The following is a 14380-nucleotide window of genomic DNA, read 5'->3' on the forward strand; positions in this document are numbered from 1 at the left end:
CTACATAATCATCAACCTTTAAATCTTTCTTTATTATTATTAAGGAAGGGTCATGTCTGATTTTCTCGCTCTCGCCTTTCCTTGGATCAAGTCACTGCACATCATGGCAGTGATTTCTTGGATGGCAGGGTTGTTCTATTTTCCAAGATTGCTTGTGAACCATGTAGAACGGGATGATCCGACTGGGATCTTGAACACCATGTACCAAGACATGGAAATGAAACTTTATAAAGTGATCATGCAGCCTGCGATGATTGCGACATGGATCTTTGGGCTTCTTTTGGTTTTGACACCTGGCATTGTAGATTGGTCCTCTGTTTGGCCTTGGACGAAGTTGGTTGGTGTTCTTGGTATGACCTGGTTCCATGAATGGTTAGGTAAACGTCGTAAAGATTTCATTAGCGGCTCAAATACGCTCACTGGGCGTCAGTATCGTTTAATGAACGAGGTACCGACCATTTTGATGGTTCTCATCGTTGTATCGGTCGTTGTGAAGTTCTGAGGGCCTAATTGACTTGAGATCTTAGGCGCCTTAAATGATCTTCAACGCGCGCCCATTCGGGATCACCGTGCACTCCCATATTTAAGATTGATCAAGCAGCAACAAGCGATGTGTGCTGCGTAAGGAATATTCATGTCCCAGAACTCCCTCACCCTTGCACAGCTAAAAGCACAAAGCCCAAAAGATCTGGTGGCTATGGCCGAAGAGCTGGAAATCGAAAACGCGTCTACGATGCGTAAGGGCGAAATGATGTTCCAAATTCTGCGTGAACGCGCAGATGAAGGTTGGGAGATCATGGGCGACGGTGTTCTCGAAGTTCTGCAAGACGGTTTTGGTTTTTTGCGTTCTCCTGAAGCGAACTACCTGTCCGGTCCGGATGACATCTACGTGTCTCCTGAAATGATCCGTGCGAATTCATTGCGCACGGGTGATACTGTTGATGGTGTGATCAAAGCGCCTGATGAGCAGGAAAGCTACTTTGCCTTGGTCACTCTAATGGCGATCAACTTTGAGCCACCTGAAAAAGCCAAGCATAAGATTGCCTTCGACAACCTGACGCCGCTTTATCCTGATGAGCGCTTCAACCTAGAAATCGAAGATCCGACTATCAAAGACAAGTCTGCCCGCATCATCGATCTGGTTGCGCCAATTGGTAAAGGCCAGCGTTCGTTGATCGTGGCACCCCCGCGTACGGGTAAAACGGTTCTTCTGCAAAATATTGCGGCCAGTATCGAAACCAATCACCCTGAATGCTACGTGATCGTTCTTTTGATCGACGAACGTCCCGAAGAAGTGACCGACATGCAGCGTTCGGTTAAGGGCGAAGTTGTCTCGTCTACGTTTGACGAACCAGCAACACGTCACGTAGCAGTTGCTGAAATGGTCATTGAAAAGGCCAAGCGTCTTGTCGAACATAAGCGCGATGTTGTTATCCTTCTCGACTCTATCACAAGACTTGGTAGAGCGTTCAACACTGTGGTGCCGTCCTCAGGAAAGGTACTAACAGGCGGTGTAGACGCGAATGCGCTGCAACGGCCTAAGCGCTTCTTTGGAGCTGCTCGTAATATCGAAGAAGGTGGATCGCTAACGATTATCTCGACCGCGCTGATTGATACGGGGTCTCGTATGGACGAAGTTATCTTTGAAGAATTCAAAGGTACGGGTAACTCAGAAATCGTTCTTGATCGTAAGATTGCGGACAAGCGCGTGTTTCCGGCGATCGACATTCTCAAGTCTGGTACGCGTAAGGAAGAGCTGCTTATCAACAAGGTCGACATGCAGAAAACATTCGTTCTGCGCCGTATCCTTAACCCAATGGGCACGACCGATGCTGTTGAATTCCTACTCGGTAAGTTGAGACAAACAAAGAGCAATGCTGAATTCTTCGATTCAATGAACACCTAACAAACAGGTAGGGCAGGTGTCATGGACACAATCTTTGCTCTAGCGACGGCGCTTGGAAAAGCGGGCGTTTCGGTGATCCGTATTTCAGGGTTTAAGGCTTGGGATACGGGTGTTTTGCTTTGCGGTGATTTACCTCCGTCGCATAAAGCTGCTGTTCGCAATGTGTCTGACAGTGATGGTGCTTTGATTGATCAAGCGCTTGTTATCCCTTTCGAAAATCAACGAAGTTTTACAGGAGAACCTGTTGTTGAACTTCATTTACACGGCAGCACTGCAATCGTTGCGCGTGTTATAGAGATGCTTGGCGGGATTGCTGATTTGCGTTTGGCAGAACCGGGTGAATTTACGCGACGTGCTTTGGAAAACGGTAAACTTGATCTTACGCGGGTTGAGGGGCTCGCTGACTTGATTGATGCAGAGACCGAAGCACAACGCAAACAAGCGGTTCGTGTTCTTGCGGGGGACTTGGGTCGAACTGCTGAAATTTGGCGCAGCGATCTAATTCGTGCCGCGTCTTTGTTGGAAGCAACGATTGATTTCGCTGATGAAGATGTTCCCGTCGATGTCACCCCAGAAGTGCGCGATCTGCTTACACGCTCACAAGCAGCTATTTCTAAGGAAGCTGACGGCGTTAAAACGGCAGAACGCATTCGCACAGGGTTCGAGGTCGCAATTATTGGTGCGCCTAATATTGGTAAGTCTACGTTGCTGAACGCAATCGCTGGTCGCGACGCTGCGATTACATCTGAATATGCAGGCACGACACGTGATGTTATTGAGGTGAAGCTTGATCTTAATGGTCTAGCTGTGACAATTCTTGATACCGCCGGACTTCGTGAAACCGAAGATTTTGTGGAAAAAATCGGAATTGAACGGGCTTTGACGCGGGCTGCAAGCGCGGACCTGCGTGTGTTTTTGAGAGAAAATGCAGATGAAGCGCTTTCGATTGATCCTCTTCCTGATGACATCATCGCAATTGGCAAAGCCGATGTTCTGTCAGTTGATGCTGAGTTTCCGGTTTCAGGTAAGACGGGCGCAGGTGTTGATAAGCTCGTAGATGCGATTTCGTCTATTCTGCTCAATCGTTCTGCTAGTGCTGGTATCGCGACGCGAGAACGCCATAGGCAAGCGTTACTGAAGTCTCAGCAGTTTCTTGCCGCCGCACAGGATGGGCTTGACCTTGGGCCAGATCACTATGATTTGGTAGCGGAGGATTTGCACTCTGCCATTCGTGCTTTGAACAGTTTGATTGGTCATGTAGATGTCGAAAATCTGTTGGATGAGATTTTCTCAAGTTTTTGCCTTGGTAAGTAAGGAATGTTTCACGTGAAACAATCAAGTTTTGATGTAGTGGTAATCGGTGGTGGTCATGCAGGCTGTGACGCCGCACACGCAGTTGCGCGGATGGGATCTTCCACAGCGCTTGTGACACTAAACAAAGGCGGAATTGGTGTTATGTCATGCAATCCTGCGATTGGCGGTCTTGGAAAAGGTCACCTCGTTCGCGAGATTGATGCGCTTGATGGCGTTATGGCGCGGGTTGCTGATAAGGCGGGTATTCAATTCCGTTTGCTGAATCGCCGCAAGGGACCTGCAGTTCAAGGTCCGCGAGCGCAATCAGATCGGGCGATCTATCGCGCTGAAATGTTGCGTGAAATTGAGAATCAAGAGAACTTAAGTATCGTTGAGGGTGAAGCGGTCGATTTCCTTATGGAAGATGATCGTGTGGCAGGGGTCGTTCTCGCAGACGGCAGCCAATTCAGCGCTGGTGCTGTTATCCTCACAACTGGAACGTTTTTGCGGGGTGTGATCCATATCGGTGACATTGCGTGTCCTGGTGGCAGAATGGGTGACAAGCCCTCAATCAAGCTTGCAGAACGCATTGATAGCTTTGGATTGCCGCTTGGTCGTTTGAAAACTGGAACGCCGCCTCGGCTAGATGGGCGAACCATTAACTGGGATATTCTTGAAAGTCAGCCGGGTGATGATGATCCTGTACTGTTTTCATTCCTTTCCAAGGGCATCACAGCGCCTCAAGTAAATTGTGGGATTACGCATACAAACGCCGAAACCCATCGTTTGATTGCTGAAAATCTAAAGCGCAGCGCCATGTATGGTGGCCATATTGATGGAATTGGTCCGCGTTACTGTCCTTCCATTGAAGATAAGATCGTTCGATTTGCCGATAAAACCTCACATCAGATCTTTTTGGAACCTGAAGGCGCGACAGATCAGACTGTTTATCCAAACGGAATTTCGACGAGTTTACCCGAGGATGTTCAGCACGATTATGTCCATACAATTGTGGGGCTCGAAGAAGCAAAAATATTGCAGCCGGGTTATGCAATTGAATATGACTATGTTGATCCACGAGCGCTTGATGCGCGTTTGGCTGTCAAAGGTGTCCCCGGGTTATACTTAGCTGGCCAGATTAACGGAACAACAGGATATGAAGAGGCCGCCGCACAAGGACTTGTAGCTGGCCTAAACGCTGCTCTGGCTGTTCAAAACCGCGATCCAATACTGTTTAGTCGCACGAATAGCTATATTGGCGTAATGCTGGATGACCTAATAACGCGTGGCGTGATAGAGCCGTATCGGATGTTTACATCACGCGCAGAATTTAGGCTTTCGCTGAGAGCAGATAATGCGGACCAGCGCCTTACTCCCATGGGAATAGAAATTGGCTGCGTTGGAAAAGAACGTCAAGACGCGTACGGTACGAAGAAGGCCAAGATTGATCATACGATCAAGACGCTTAGGTCAAAATCGTTAACGCCCAAAGAGGTGAACGCTGGCGGCGTCACGGTTAAGCAAGACGGAGATCGGCGTGACGGAATTCAAATTTTGGCATTTCCTGATGTCGAGTTTGATAACATCCTTGCCCTTTTTCCAGAGCTTGATGGGACGGAACGCGAGATTAAGGAACAAGTTGAACGAGACGCGCTTTATTCGAATTATATTGGGCGGCAGCAAAAAGATGTTGATGCGCTTAAGCGAGATGAGGCGCAGGTAATTCCAAGGGATTTTGACTATGAGTCAATCAACAGTCTTTCCAATGAATTGAAGCACAAGTTAGGTCAGGTTCAGCCAATGAATATCTCACAAGCTGGGCGCGTTGATGGCATGACGCCGGCTGCTTTAACGCTGCTGCTGGCTAAACTTCGTCAAAGAAAGCGTGCTTGATATGACCTTAAAGCTTGGAAACCTAGATGTTTCACGTGAAACATTCGAGCGGCTTGAAACGTACTCGGCGCTGCTTACAAAGTGGAACCCCAAGATAAACTTGGTTTCCAAGTCTACAATCGAGGATATCTGGACGCGGCACATTCTAGATTCCTCTCAGGTATTCGATATGGCACCTGCTGAAGTCAATAGCTGGGTGGATATCGGAACAGGCGGCGGCTTTCCTGGATTAGTCGTCGCAATTCTATCAAAAGAGCTTACACCCGATCGGGTTGTGACCTTGGTTGAAAGCGATCAAAGGAAATGTGCGTTCTTGCGAACAGTTGCACGCGTAACCGGATGCGCAGTTACGGTACTGGCTGACAGAGTTGAAAAACTTGCAGAACAAAAGGCCGATGTCTTATCTGCAAGAGCGCTGGCAAGCCTAGACGTCTTACTTGGATTTGCGGATTTACACCTATCTTCCGAAGGAATCTGCTTGTTTCCAAAGGGACTTACATGGGAAAAAGAAGTTGCCCAGGCTCAAGAGGCTTGGAACTTTAAAGTCGAAGCAATTAAGAGTGAAACTAGCGAAGAAGCCGTTGTTTTGCGCATAAGTGAGATCAAACATGTCTGACCCGACTCGCACGAATGATACCAAAATCGTCGCGGTCGTGAACCAAAAAGGTGGTGTTGGTAAGACAACGACAACGATCAACCTTGCTGCGTCGATGGTTGCCGAAGGTCTCCGTGTTTTGATCATTGATCTTGACCCGCAAGGAAACGCGTCGACTGGTTTGGGAATCGATGCGAACGCACGAGAATTGACGACGTATGAACTGTTGCTCGAAGACATTCCGCTTGGTGATGTTATTCAGAAAACCCAAACTGTCGGGTTGGAAATTGTTCCGGCGACGGTTGATCTTAGCTCTGCTGATATAGAGCTGATGTCGAATGAAAAACGAAGCTTCTTGCTGCATGATGCATTACGACAGCCCCTTATGGATGAATTTGAGTACGATTTTATCCTGATTGACTGTCCGCCATCGCTGAATTTATTGACAGTGAACGCGATGGTTGCTGCCCACTCGGTCCTCGTACCGCTCCAAAGTGAGTTCTTTGCGTTGGAAGGTCTGTCACAGCTCATGCTGACGATCCGCGAGGTGCGCCAAACAGCGAATCCTGATCTAAGGATCGAAGGTGTTGTTTTGACGATGTACGACGCACGCAATAATTTGTCTCAACAAGTAGAGAGCGACGCGCGTGAAAATCTTGGTGACATTGTGTTTCAGACGAAGATCCCTAGAAATGTCAGAGTAAGTGAGGCACCGTCGTTTGCAATGCCTGTGCTCGACTACGATCCCACATCTAAAGGCGCGAAAGCCTATGGTGACCTTGCGCGTGAAGTTATCGCAAAGAAAGCAAAATTGAAAGTTTAAAAGGGGAACGACATGGCAGATATCAAAAAGACACGTGGTCTAGGTCGTGGTCTTTCCGCATTGATGGCGGATGTTGGTCCAGAGCCGACGAGCGCAGCGGTTGCACCTGCACGCCCTGATTTGATCGTTCCGATTGAAAAGGTGTTTCCAAACCCTGACCAGCCGCGACGCAGTTTTACCGCAGACCATCTTGAGGACCTTTCAGCGTCTATCAAGGCTAAAGGTATCATTCAGCCCTTAATCGTTCGCAAACGTGCGTCTGGAAATGGTGAGTTCGAGATCGTTGCAGGTGAACGCCGTTGGCGCGCTGCGCAGATGGCGCAGTTGCATGAAATTCCTGTTTTGGTGCGTGAGTTCACGGATACAGAAGTTCTTGAAGTTGCGATCATCGAGAATGTCCAACGTGCAGATCTGAACCCCGTTGAAGAAGCTGCTGGTTATCGTCAGTTGATGGATAAGTTTGGTCACACTCAGGAAAAGCTGGCGTCAGAGCTGGGTAAAAGCCGTAGCCATATCGCCAATTTGATGCGCCTTTTGCAGCTTCCAGATGACGTGCAAGAATTATTGGTCGCTGGTAAACTTTCAGCGGGACATGCGCGTGCTTTGATTACGTCGGAAGATCCGTCGGCCTTGGCTAAGCAAGTCGTGGCGCAGGGTCTGTCTGTTCGCGCAACGGAAGCGCTCGCCAAGAGAAAAACCGATGGGGAGGCGTCAACAACAAAGGCGCGCCCACGTGGTTTGGAGAAAGATGCAGACACTAAAGCGCTTGAAAATGACTTGTCAGCTGCGATTGGAATGTCGGTTGAAGTCCAGCATAAATCGGGCGGTGAGACAGGTCAGGTCCTGATCAAATATGCGTCGTTGGATCAACTAGACGAGATTTGCCGGATCCTAAGCATTACTTAAAACAGCAATTCTGCGATCACTGAATTCAACAAAAGACGACCTTTGGTAGTGGCCCGCAATTGCGTGTCGCTGCTTTCTACCAGTTCAAGATCCGTCATGTGGATTAACGCTGATTGGTCGACCGCTGTACCAGCGAGCGCTTCCAAACGTGGCAGATTAATACCTTCGGAAATACGCAGGCCCATCATCAGATATTCATTTGCTTGATCGGTTGCGCTAAGGGCGTTGCGAAGTTTCTCGCCTTTAACGCGCTCGACATTTTCCAACCAAGCAGTTGGCATTTTGTAGTGCTCGGTCGCATAGCGAGTTCCGCTGATTGAAAGGCGACCATGGGCACCAGGGCCAACACCAAGGTAGTCGCCATATCGCCAATAGATCAAATTGTGCCGAGATTCCGATCCCGGCCGCGCATGATTGGACACTTCGTAGGCTTCAAAACCGGCTCTCTCGCCGATCTCCTGCGTTGCCTCGTACATATCTGCGCCGAGGTCTTCGAGAGGAAGCCCTAGAAGCCTACCTTTTTCATACCGATCCGAAAAAACTGTTCCTTTCTCGATAGTTAGCTGATAAAGGGACAGATGATCAATTGCCAAAGAAAGGGCTTCATCTAACTCATTTTCCCATTCTTTCAGGGTTTGGTCCTGTCGGGCGTAGATAAGATCGAAACTAACGCGATCAAAGACAGAGCGCGCGGTGTCGAAGGCAATTTTCGCTTCAGCTACTGTATGGATGCGGCCCAAGCGTTTTAGGTCGCGATCATTCAGCGCCTGAACCCCCATAGAGATCCGCGTGACACCGCCGTCGGCATATCCACGAAATCGTCCCGCTTCGACAGAGCCAGGATTTGCCTCGAGCGTGATTTCAGGATCGTTCGCCATTGGCCAATGCTTGCGAATACGAGTGATGATTGCAGTGACCGTATCAGGATGCATCAGGCTGGGCGTCCCACCGCCAAAAAAAACTGCGTTAACGACGCGCCCGGGAAGTTCGACTGCGGCACGATCCAGTTCTACTAAGTACGCGTTCAGCCAACGCGTTTCGTCTATTTCACGTGAAACATGGGAGTTGAAATCGCAGTAGGGGCATTTGGCTTGGCAAAATGGCCAGTGCACATAAATGCCAAAGCCACCATTTTGCCAATCAGCGTTCAAAACAACCCTTAACCAATTTGGCGAACGCGTCCGCACGGTGGCTGATTGTGTTTTTCACAGTGAAATCCATTTCGGCGAAGGTGATGTCATAGCCGTCGGGCATGAACATTGGATCATAGCCGTGGCCCTGCGCGCCGCGCATCGGCCAAACGAGGGTGCCGTTAACTTTGCCAGTAAAAACCTCGTCGTGACCGTCAGGCCATGCGAGCACCAAGGTCGAACAGAACCGCGCGCGGCGCGGGTGGGTAGCATTGATGGCCTCTAACTTGTCATGGGTTTTGGTCATCGCCATTTCAAAGTCGCGACCATCCGGCGTTTCGGCCCAATCGGCTGTGTTAACGCCGGGTTCATTGTCTAACGCTTCGACTTCGATGCCGCTGTCATCGGAAAGGGCGGGTAGGCCCGTTGCCTTGGCTGCTGCGTGGGCTTTGATTCGTGCGTTGCCGACAAACGTGCTTTCGGTCTCGTCTGGCTCTGGCAAATTCTTTTCAGCGGCACCTACAATGCTAACCCCAAAGGAGGTCAGCAATTCGCGCATCTCATCCAGCTTGCCTGCGTTGTGCGTGGCAATCAAAAGGGTGCTGTCTGTGAATTTCCTGCTCATGCAACAGCTGCCAATTGAATCGCGGACAATTCGGAAACACCTTTCTCGGCCAGGTCGATCAGCTGGTTCATTTGATCGCGCGAATATGTACTGCCTTCAGCGCTCATCTGCGTTTCGATCATTTGGCCGTTTGCGAGCATGATGAAGTTGCCATCAACGCCGGCTTCGCTGTCCTCTGGATAGTCTAGATCAAGAATGGCTTGGCCGGCATAGATACCACAAGAGATCGCTGAAACGGGGCTAATCAAAGGATCAGAAATGATGTCACCGGCCTTGATCAGCTTGTTCACAGCCAATTTCAAAGCAACCCAACCGCCTGTGATAGAGGCACAACGCGTGCCGCCATCTGCTTGGATAACGTCGCAATCAATGATGATTTGACGTTCGCCAAGCGCGACGCGATCAACGCCCGCACGCAAAGAACGCCCTATTAGTCTCTGAATTTCGACTGTTCGCCCACCTTGCTTGCCCGCTGTCGCCTCACGACGCATACGCGATGTAGTGGACCGCGGAAGCATACCATATTCAGCAGTGACCCATCCCAGACCGGACCCTTTGATGAATTGGGGAACGCGTGGTTCAAGGCTGGCGGTACACAAAACATGGGTGTCGCCAATTTTTATCATGCACGATCCTTCTGCATGTTTCGTCACACCTGTCTCGATAGAAACCGAGCGCATTTCGTTGAGTTCACGTCCAGAGGGCCGCATGTGATATCCTTTCAATTTGCATATGGGATACAAGGCGCGCGGATGGTTGCGCAACCCCGATTGACCTTTGGCCCTTAGCGGTCCTTTAATAGACGCGTATTATAGGTGATGCGCATGCAAGACGGTCCGCAGTTATTATCAGAAATGAACGATCGCTCACGCGAGGTTTTTCGGCAGGTTGTCGAGGGATATTTGGCGAATGGCGAGCCTGTGGGATCAAGGACGTTGACGCGGTCGCTGTCTGAAAAAGTAAGCGCGGCAACGATCCGTAATGTGATGCAGGATTTGGAATTTCACGGGTTACTGGGTAGCCCGCATGTCAGTTCAGGACGCATTCCAACGCAACAAGGGTTGCGCATGTTTGTGGATGGTCTGCTTGAGGTGGATGATCTGAACCATGATGATCGCCAAAAGATCAACTCAACCGTCGATAATGGGTCTGATGTTGGTGATATATTGGATCGCGTTGGATCTGCTTTGTCTGGCGTCACCCAAGGTGCATCGCTGGTTCTAACGCCGAAACATGAAGCTGCGATTAAGCATATCGAATTTGTGTCACTTTCACTGGATCGAGCACTGGTTGTGTTAGTCTTTGCTGATGGCCATGTGGAAAACCGCTTGTTCACGCCGCCTCCTGGTCAAACGCCAAGCTCTATGCGCGAAGCAGCAAATTTCCTGAATGCCTTGATGGAGGGCCGCACGCTAAGCGAGCTGCAAACTGTAATTCGCCGCGAAATTTCATCGCGCCGCCAAGAGATTGATGTTCTGGCGCGTGATCTTGTGGAAAGCGGCATCGCTGTTTGGGAAAATGAGGGCGAACTTCATGAACGCTTGATCGTGCGCGGTCGTTCAAATCTGCTTGCGGATGAAGCGCCTGAAGAAGACCTTGAACGAATCAGAACGCTGTTTGATGACCTTGAACGTAAGCGCGATATCGCTGATTTCTTGGAGCTGACCCAAGATGGGGACGGTGTACGCATTTTTATTGGTTCTGAGAACAAACTTTTCTCACTTTCGGGTTCCTCTTTGGTGGTTTCTCCCTATATGAACTCTGAGCGAAAAATTATTGGTGCAGTGGGTGTTATCGGTCCGACGCGACTCAATTATGGGCGTATTGTGCCGATAGTCGATTACACGGCGCAACTGGTTGGTAAGCTGATTTCCGACCGGAGTTAGAGGTGAGATATAATGGCAGAGCGTAATGAAAACGAATTTTTGGACGATCTGGACGCGCTAGAGGCGGAGTTCGACGAACAAGAAGAAGCAGAGCCGACAGAGGACGAGCTAGCTGCGGATGCGCTGGCGATTGTGACGGCGGAGCGTGACGAATTTAAGGACCGTTTCATGCGTGCCTTGGCGGATGCCGAGAATTCGCGCAAGCGGTCTGATCGTGATCGCAAGGAAGCAGAGAACTATGGTGGCTCTAAGTTGGCCCGTGATTTGCTACCTGTGTACGACAACATGAAGCGTGCTTTAGAAGCCGCGACAAATGAGCAGCGCGAATTTTCCGCAGCTTTGATCGAAGGCATTGAGCTGACGATGCGCGAATTAATCAATGTCTTTGGCAAGCACGGAATTACACCCGTAACGCCTGAAGTCGGTGATAAGTTTGATCCCAAAGTGCACCAAGCGATGTTTGAAGCGCCTGTTCTCGGCGCGAAAGCCGGTGAAATTATTCAGGTCGCAGCGGAAGGGTTCATGTTGTTTGATCGCCTTTTGCGTCCGGCCCAAGTTGGGGTGAGTTCGTCAACGTCTTAAAGCGTTGATGCTTCCGGCGGGGATATTTTGAAAAGGTGAAGAACGGCGTTGCAATTAAGTTTGCGACGCCGTTTTTAGTTTGTAGATCAGGTCTAGCGCTTCTTTTGGCGTAAGCTCGTCAGGGTGGATGGTTTCTAGCAGGTCTACCACTGGCGATTGTTTGGTTTGGATTGTTGGCGGTGGGGGTGTTGCTGAAAAGAGGGGCAGATCGTCGACGACCGCCTTTTGTCCGCCGCCCTCACGCTCGCTTTTTTCGAGGGCATCCAAGACGATACGGGCGCGCTCAACCACCGTCGCTGGTAGGCCGGCAAGTTTGGCAACTTGTACACCGTAGCTTCGGTCGGCTGCACCTTTGATGACCTCATGCAAGAAGATTACATCGCCTTCCCATTCACGCACGAAAACTGTGGCGTTTTCTGCGCCGTCGAGTTTCGCGGTGAGGTTGGTGAGTTCGTGATAGTGTGTCGCGAACAGTGCGCGGGATCGATTGACGTCATGCAGGTGTTCAAGTGTGGCCCATGCGATGGAAAGGCCGTCGTACGTAGCGGTTCCACGCCCGATTTCATCGAGGATGACCAGCGCGCGATCATCGGCTTGGTTGAGGATAGCAGCGGTTTCGACCATTTCGACCATGAATGTAGAGCGCCCTCGTGCGAGATCGTCAGACGCGCCAACACGGCTGAAAAGTTGGCTGATAATCCCGATGTGCGCGTCTTGCGCAGGGACGTAACTGCCCATTTGCGCAAGGACGGCGATAAGGGCGTTCTGACGAAGGAAGGTCGATTTACCCGCCATGTTCGGACCCGTCAAAAGCCAAATTGCAGCACCGTCGGCATCATTGGAAAGATCGCAGTTGTTGGCGATAAACGGCGTGCTGCCTTGGTTGCGCAGGGCTTGTTCAACGACTGGATGGCGGCCGCCCGTCACGTGAAACATTCTGGTGTTGTCGACTTTAGGCGCGCTCCAATCCTCAGCGCGTGCGAGGGCGGCAAGACTTGCGTTTAGATCGATTTCCGAAATGGCGCGCGCGGTGTTTGATATCTCAGCAGCGCTGTTAAGTATTGCCTTTGTTAGTGTCTGATAATGACGCTTCTCAATCTCAAGAGCGTGGTTGCCTGCGTTAAGGATCTTGGTTTCAATTTCTGATAGATCGACCGTCGTGAAGCGTACTTGATTGGCCGTGGTCTGGCGGTGAACGAAGGTTTCATTCAAGGGCGCAGCCAGCATCTTTTCAGCGTGTGCAGAGGTGGTTTCGATGAAGTAGCCAAGGACGTTATTATGTTTGATCTTTAGCGACGTGATGCCAGCAAGTTCTGCATAGTTCTTTTGCATCGTTGCTATAACGCTGCGGCCCTCATCACGAAGTGCGCGCGTGTCGTCGAGATCGTCGTCAAACCCAGCGGCAATGAAACCACCATCGCGTGCCAGCATGGGCGGTTCAGCAACGAGCGCGTCGTCGAGCAATTTGATAAGATCAGTGTGACCTGAAAGTGATGCAAGACTGGTTGCGAGCAGTTCAGGTGCGTCGGTCAATCCTTGGTTTTGGATATCATCAGCCTGTTCAAGCCCATTGCGGATGGCGGCGACGTCACGTGGTCCACCACGTTCCAGAGAAAGGCGCGAAAGCGCGCGATCGAGGTCTGGAACTTTGCGCAGCGTGCTACGTAGATCTTCAGTCTTTCGCGTGTTCTCAAAAAACCAAGTGACGGCGTCAAGACGGGCATGGACCGTGGCAAGGTCACGGGATGGGCTAGATAGGCGACGTTCTAAAAGACGGCCGCCACCAGCGGTAACGCTACGATCAATAACGGACAAAAGTGAACCCGCGCGACCCCCATTTAGGCTGGCGGTCAGTTCAAGGTTTCGACGCGTGGCCGCATCGATCTGCATGGTGCCGCCGCTGCTTTCTTTTTGGGGTGGGCGCAAAAGCGGGAGTTTACCTTTTTGGGTAATTTCAAGATATTCAATCAACGCACTCATCGCGGAAATTTCTGGGCGGGTGAACTCACCGAAGGCATCTAGAGAAGCAATCTTGAACACATCGCATATGCGTTTCGCGCCTTGTGTGCTGTCGAAGGCACCAGGGGACAGGGGTGAAATAGCTGCGCCTGATTCAGAGACTAAATTGAGGGTTTCAGTCTCTGACGTATCAGACAGAACGACTTCGCTGGGGGCGAGGCGTGCCAATTCAGGGGAAAGACGAACCGCACTAAGTGGCATCACGTGAAACGCACCTGTCGACATATCGGCCCATGCCAATGCACCATCACCACGCACATCTGCGTAGGCCGCGAGATAATTGTGTCGCCGTGCGTCTAGCAGACTTTCCTCGGTTAACGTGCCGGGGGTCACAAGGCGGATTACCTCGCGATGAACCACGGATTTCGCACCGCGCTTTTTCGCTTCTGCGGGGCTTTCCATTTGTTCGCAAACGGCGACACGAAACCCTTTGCGGATCAACGTCAAAAGATAGCCTTCAGCTGCGTGATGGGGAACGCCGCACATCGGGATTTCGGAGCCCTCGTGTTTACCACGTTTCGTGAGGGCAATGTCCAAGGCTTCGGACGCCGCTACGGCATCATCAAAGAACAGCTCGTAGAAATCGCCCATTCTGTAGAAGAGCAGCGCATCAGGATAGCTGACTTTGATGTCCATAAATTGCGCCATCATGGGCGTGACGGTTGGTTTTTCGGTGCTCATGCAGTCCCCCTGAACTTGGGGCGCAGACTAGCGGTGCGACA

The 14380-nt window shown here is 50.7% G+C and carries 13 protein-coding genes; 9 read left to right on the top strand and 4 right to left on the bottom strand.

Annotated features, from left to right (window positions below; translation table 11 throughout):
- Positions 1 to 52 precede the first annotated feature (52 nt).
- The 7 genes from QZ279_RS10160 to QZ279_RS10190 all read left to right on the top strand — a co-directional run bounded on the left by QZ279_RS10160 (position 53) and on the right by QZ279_RS10190 (position 7416).
- Positions 53 to 502, top strand: a complete 450-nt coding sequence (locus tag QZ279_RS10160; protein ID WP_293450475.1) for a CopD family protein — start codon at positions 53 to 55, stop codon at positions 500 to 502.
- A gap of 132 nt (positions 503 to 634) precedes the next feature.
- On the top strand, positions 635 to 1906 hold the full coding sequence (rho, locus tag QZ279_RS10165) for a transcription termination factor Rho (protein ID WP_293450477.1): 1272 nt from the start codon (positions 635 to 637) through the stop codon (positions 1904 to 1906).
- 21 nt (positions 1907 to 1927) lie between these two features.
- Positions 1928 to 3220, top strand: coding sequence for a tRNA uridine-5-carboxymethylaminomethyl(34) synthesis GTPase MnmE (gene mnmE, locus QZ279_RS10170; RefSeq protein ID WP_293450479.1), 1293 nt, complete (start codon positions 1928 to 1930; stop codon positions 3218 to 3220).
- A gap of 3 nt (positions 3221 to 3223) precedes the next feature.
- Positions 3224 to 5092 carry a tRNA uridine-5-carboxymethylaminomethyl(34) synthesis enzyme MnmG gene (gene mnmG, locus QZ279_RS10175; protein ID WP_293450481.1) on the top strand — a complete coding sequence of 623 codons (1869 nt, stop codon included), beginning with the start codon at positions 3224 to 3226 and terminating at the stop codon, positions 5090 to 5092.
- A gap of 1 nt (position 5093) precedes the next feature.
- Positions 5094 to 5708, top strand: a complete 615-nt coding sequence (rsmG, locus tag QZ279_RS10180; RefSeq protein ID WP_293450535.1) for a 16S rRNA (guanine(527)-N(7))-methyltransferase RsmG — start codon at positions 5094 to 5096, stop codon at positions 5706 to 5708.
- Complete coding sequence (locus tag QZ279_RS10185; RefSeq protein WP_293450483.1) at positions 5701 to 6510, top strand: AAA family ATPase; 810 nt, start codon at positions 5701 to 5703, stop codon at positions 6508 to 6510. Before rsmG ends, QZ279_RS10185 begins: the two co-directional genes overlap by 8 nt.
- Before the next feature lie 12 nt (positions 6511 to 6522).
- On the top strand, positions 6523 to 7416 hold the full coding sequence (locus QZ279_RS10190; RefSeq protein WP_293450485.1) for a ParB/RepB/Spo0J family partition protein: 894 nt from the start codon (positions 6523 to 6525) through the stop codon (positions 7414 to 7416).
- Here the strand turns inward: QZ279_RS10190 and hemW are convergent.
- Genes hemW through rph form a run of 3 tightly spaced genes read right to left on the bottom strand, consistent with a single transcriptional unit; the run spans position 7413 to position 9881 of the window.
- Positions 7413 to 8567, bottom strand: a complete 1155-nt coding sequence (gene hemW, locus QZ279_RS10195; protein ID WP_293450487.1) for a radical SAM family heme chaperone HemW — start codon at positions 8565 to 8567, stop codon at positions 7413 to 7415. The genes QZ279_RS10190 and hemW overlap by 4 nt on opposite strands.
- Positions 8557 to 9171: an RdgB/HAM1 family non-canonical purine NTP pyrophosphatase gene (gene rdgB, locus QZ279_RS10200; protein ID WP_293450489.1), complete on the bottom strand. Its 615-nt coding sequence runs from the start codon at positions 9169 to 9171 to the stop codon at positions 8557 to 8559. Before rdgB ends, hemW begins: the two co-directional genes overlap by 11 nt.
- A complete protein-coding gene (gene rph, locus QZ279_RS10205; protein WP_293450491.1) occupies positions 9168 to 9881 on the bottom strand; it encodes a ribonuclease PH in 714 nt (237 codons plus the stop codon). The genes rdgB and rph overlap by 4 nt, the downstream gene beginning before the upstream one ends.
- A 114-nt stretch (positions 9882 to 9995) precedes the next feature.
- On the opposite strand from rph, the gene hrcA reads away from it, so the two are divergent.
- On the top strand, positions 9996 to 11057 hold the full coding sequence (gene hrcA / locus QZ279_RS10210) for a heat-inducible transcriptional repressor HrcA (RefSeq protein ID WP_293450493.1): 1062 nt from the start codon (positions 9996 to 9998) through the stop codon (positions 11055 to 11057).
- Positions 11058 to 11069: 12 nt separating this feature from the next.
- Entirely contained in the window at positions 11070 to 11639 is a 570-nt protein-coding gene (locus tag QZ279_RS10215; protein WP_293450495.1) for a nucleotide exchange factor GrpE, read from the top strand.
- A 54-nt stretch (positions 11640 to 11693) separates the two neighbouring features.
- Here QZ279_RS10215 and mutS read toward each other — a convergent pair whose 3' ends face one another.
- Positions 11694 to 14309, bottom strand: a complete 2616-nt coding sequence (mutS, locus tag QZ279_RS10220) for a DNA mismatch repair protein MutS (RefSeq protein WP_293450537.1) — start codon at positions 14307 to 14309, stop codon at positions 11694 to 11696.
- Between the last annotated feature and the right edge of the window lie 71 nt (positions 14310 to 14380).

The organism is Planktotalea sp. (genome assembly GCF_018607965.1).
Classification (GTDB): domain Bacteria; phylum Pseudomonadota; class Alphaproteobacteria; order Rhodobacterales; family Rhodobacteraceae; genus Planktotalea.